The organism is Paenibacillus sp. cl6col (assembly GCF_900102125.1).
GTDB lineage: Bacteria > Bacillota > Bacilli > Paenibacillales > Paenibacillaceae > Paenibacillus_B > Paenibacillus_B suaedae.
Genome location: NZ_FNAZ01000005.1, coordinates 412771 through 416983, shown reverse-complemented (window position 1 = coordinate 416983; position 4213 = coordinate 412771). Strand labels below are relative to the sequence as shown.

The window sequence follows — 4213 nt, the reverse complement described above, 5'->3', positions numbered from 1 at the left end:
TACTGGCTCTACTGGCGTTACTGGCTCTACCGGCGTTACTGGCTCTACCGGTGCCACTGGCGTTACTGGTGTTACTGGCGCGACTGGCGTTACTGGCGCTACTGGGGCTACCGGCGCCACTGGCGATACCGGTGCTACGGGCGCTACTGGAGCTACAGGTGCTACGGGAACTGGTGCGACTGGGGCTACCGGAGCTACAGGAACAAGTACCACTGCAACTTCTGCATTCGCTGCGAATACAACTGGTGCAGCGATCGCCGTTATCCTTGGAGGAACACTCGTACCACTTCCAAGTGCTCAAAATATTGGCCCAGGTATCACTATCAACGCAGCAAATGACACATTCACTGTGTCCACTGCCGGTAGATATTATATAACCTACCAAGTCAATTTAACTGCCGGTCTACTTCTCGGCTCGCGACTAATTATTAACGGCGCTGCGAATGTCGCATCAACCATAACGCCAGTGCTTACGCTATCCAGCTTTAACAGTGATGTCATCGTAACTTTGGCTGCAAATTCAACAATATCTCTTCAATTGTTTGGACTCCTTGGGACAGCTACATTAATCAATAATGGTGCCGGCGCAGCGGTAACAATCATTCGACTTAGCTAAAACCATATATTAATAATCCTCATTTCTAGCCGTGTGAATAGCTTCTATTCGCACGGCTATCGTTTTCATTTGTAAGGTCAATTTCAGCGCAACGGAAATATATATTTACTAGTAAGCACCTACAACCTTGTTCGAATGGAGGGATCAACCTGCCAAGCATAAGCCTGTGCATGATTGTCAAAAACGAGGAAGATACGTTGGCACGTTGTCTATCTTCGGTTGCCGATTTTGTTGATGAAATAATCATCGTAGATACAGGCTCCACCGATCGAACCAAAGAAATCGCTCGTCCATTCACAAGCGATATTTACGACTTCGCATGGATAGATGATTTTGCAGCGGCACGAAATTATGCATTCAGCCAAGCTACAATGGAGTATATCCTGTGGCTCGATGCTGACGATTTTTTACGTGAAAGAGACAGAAGTAAATTAGCCGAGTTGAAAGACACTCTCGATCCTAGCGTGGATTCCGTCACCATGGAATACCATCTTGCACACGATGAATATGGAAATGTTACAGTGAAGAATCGGCGTAATCGGCTCGTCAAGCGAAGCAACTCATTTCGCTGGATCGGCAGAGTTCACGAGTATCTAGAGGTGTGGGGACATATTATCAACAGCGATGTTGCCGTAACCCATGCCAGCATGCATCATGACAGGAATCGGAATATCGCCATTTATGAAAATGCGCTGCAGCGTGGCGAAACTTTTACACCGAGGGATCTGTACTATTACGCAAATGAACTGCAAAATCATGCACGTTATGAGGAAGCCATTCAATATTACGAACAATTTCTTGAAACTGGACTGGGGTGGATCGAGGACAATTTGTCTGCTTGCGGAAAGATGGCTGACTGCCATCATGCACTTGGAAACGAGCAGCTCGAGTTAGAGAGTGCGATTCGTTCCCTTCAATATGCAGCTCCACGTGCAGAAATTTGCTGTCGCCTCGGATTTTACTTTTTGCAGAAGAGTGAATGGCAGAGCTCCATCTTTTGGTACAAAACAGCCACTACCCTTAATCCATCTGACGATGTTCTTGGTTTATCGAATACAGCATGCTCTTCATGGCTCCCCCACTTACAATTATGTGTATGCTATGATCGATCGGAGAACATCAATTGGCCTCAGCGAATAACGAATTAGCCGCTCAATATCGCCCAGAAGACGAACGAGTGCTGCACAATCGAGCGTATTTCGAGTCCAACTTCTCCCCATCAGACACCCCTATTACAAGTGATGCATCTCATTAATTCGTATGTTCAAGCTCTCCGTTTGCTTGCTGCTGCACAAATTCAGATACATATCTTCAATACGTGATTTCATGCAGCAGCAAGTACGAGGTTTAATCTTATTTATGTAAGATACTTCACTAACTACCGATGGATAATTTGAACTTTTGACGCGATCCCCCTTCAGGGCCATTCGGAACCGTCTCATCCTGAGGCACAAATCCAAATTTCTGATACAGTCTTCTTGCTGGCTGTCCATCTGGAATATCTTCACCGAACGTAGTAACGAATACTTCCGCAGGAGGCTTTACCAAGCTTAAAATATGTTCAAGTATTGCCGAACCCACTCCTTGTTGTCTGGCATGGGATGACACCGATAGCCAATGGATTTTATAAATCGGGGCATTTGATGAGGAGAAAAGCACCCCGCCCAACAGCGGTGCACCAGGGCCTCCGTCATTCTCTCTTATGCAAAACGCCCTTCCCATCTCGATACTCTTCTCAACAGCTTCCACAAAATGAGGATCGTCCACCATTGGACCGAATAAATATTCCACCTCTGCAGCCAATTGCAGCCACTGTTCAAGGTCTTCATGTGCAGCTCTTGTGACTTTCATAATGTGTACCTCCTAATCTGCTGTACTCTAGTTGTTTGCATTACTTCGATTACTGTGAATTGCGCAGCATGCCAATCAGTTTTTTTATCACGTATACAAGAAGAATGATTAGAATGCTAGAAAAGTATACAAAATACGCGAGTATTAGAAAATAGAACCCTAATAAAGGTATGCCTTCGTTATCATCTGTACTACCAAGAATAAGATATTCAATTGGAACAAACTCCTTTTTCCCTTTATCTAAAATGTATTCATAGTTTGAGCAAGCAAATTTATTGATACTTATCACTTTTTTTCCGTAATAACCTGATACTGATGGTATTAGCTTGGATGAAGTCGTTGCACCCCATATACTATCTAACCCGCCTATAATCGTAAAAGGCTGCAAAATGTCTGCTCTTACTTCGATCTCTTTTACATCCTCGTGGCAAGTGTCTCTATACAATTTATGAAGTGCAGTTTCTATTTTACCCAAAGTGTCATAGTGTTGTAGGACTTTAACGAAAAGTGGTAGAGTAAGAAGGACAAAAATAACGATGTACCAGATTACCACTTTGTTTCGAAACCATTTACTCACAGCTATCCCCCCTAATATACATATGTAAAACGCATGCACTACTTCAGCGAGATTTTTGACACACTGAAAAAAATAATGTAGAACAAGGCTGTTCCTAATTAGTTGCCTCTTGGAACAGCCTTGAACATCACAACTAACTATTTACTTGAAAACTGAACCTCTGTTGGATTCAAATGATTCACATTAGTTCCATTCCCAAGTTGTGCTTTATCGTTTTTCCCCCATGACCATACCGTCCCGTCTTGTTGTAACGAAACACTATGACTTGCACCACCTGCGACCATTTCTGCTTGTATTCCCGTTAATTTCACTGGCAACAACTGAGTCTGTTTGTTACCTATACCTAATTGTCCCTGCTGGTTATCTCCCCAAACCCATACACTTCCATCCTTTTTAATAGCTATTGCATGGGACTCTCCTGCCTTTATAGCTATGACCTCGCTAAGCTCTTTAACTTGGCCAGGTTGTACTCGATTCGTAGTTGTCCCGTCTCCCAATTGTCCGGAATAGTTTCCTCCCCATGACCATACTGTTCCATCTTTTCTAAGAGCCAAACTAAAACCATATCCTTGAGATATCGCAACTACCTCATCAATATCCTTAATTTGGGCGCCGCCCGATCCAAATACTGTTCCGTCACTTCGTAACGCAATAATGTCAGAAGATTGCCAAGAAGAGTTTTTCCAAGAGGAGATTGCGCTTATTCCTGTAAAAGAAGACTTTGTTGGTATATGAGAAGTTCCACTAGCTGCCCCCCCCCATGTCCATACTGAGCCATCCTTCTTCAGTGCTATACTAATTGTTCCACTAGCAGCTACAGCCACTACTGAGTCTAAATTTGGTATTTTCTCTGGGGTAGGATACGACGGAAAATACCTTCTTCTTTCATCACCAAGCTGACCGTAATAGGAGTGCCCCCAAGACCAGACACTCCCGTCTCTAGCCAATGCAAGTATGTGATCACTGCCAACCGCTACATCCATTATGTTTTCTAGTTTTTCTATTTTTACTGCTATAGTTGCTTTCTCTTCTTTTGAACCTAACTGACCATATCCATTGTCTCCCCAGACCCACAATGTTCCGTCAGCTTTTACATATGCGCTGTTCTTCTCTCCTGCAACTAAAGTAGCTTGCATTTCAGGAAGCTCATACTTCATCCAGCCTGGTTC

The 4213-nt window shown here is 43.8% G+C and carries 4 protein-coding genes and 1 pseudogene; 2 read left to right on the top strand and 3 right to left on the bottom strand.

The window, feature by feature from the left end; all coding sequences use genetic code 11:
* On the top strand, positions 1 to 616 hold a 616-nt coding region (locus tag BLS15_RS16050; protein ID WP_090512481.1), incomplete at its 5' end, for a BclA C-terminal domain-containing protein.
* A 149-nt stretch (positions 617 to 765) separates the two neighbouring features.
* A pseudogene (locus BLS15_RS16045) lies at positions 766 to 1871 on the top strand (glycosyltransferase).
* Positions 1872 to 1990: 119 nt separating this feature from the next.
* Here the strand turns inward: BLS15_RS16045 and BLS15_RS16040 are convergent.
* The 3 genes from BLS15_RS16040 to BLS15_RS29045 form a co-directional block, all read right to left on the bottom strand.
* Entirely contained in the window at positions 1991 to 2467 is a 477-nt protein-coding gene (locus BLS15_RS16040; protein WP_028532479.1) for a GNAT family N-acetyltransferase, read from the bottom strand.
* A 49-nt stretch (positions 2468 to 2516) separates the two neighbouring features.
* Positions 2517 to 3044, bottom strand: a complete 528-nt coding sequence (locus BLS15_RS16035) for a hypothetical protein (RefSeq protein WP_028532480.1) — start codon at positions 3042 to 3044, stop codon at positions 2517 to 2519.
* 137 nt (positions 3045 to 3181) lie between these two features.
* On the bottom strand, positions 3182 to 4213 hold a 1032-nt coding region (locus BLS15_RS29045), incomplete at its 5' end, for an RCC1 domain-containing protein (protein WP_368087124.1).

What these genes read in the sequence shown, in the direction of transcription:
- BLS15_RS16040 (WP_028532479.1), bottom strand. Translation starts at nt 2,467, where the DNA reads ATGAAAGTCACAAGAGCTGCACATGAAGACCTTGAACAGTGGCTGCAA.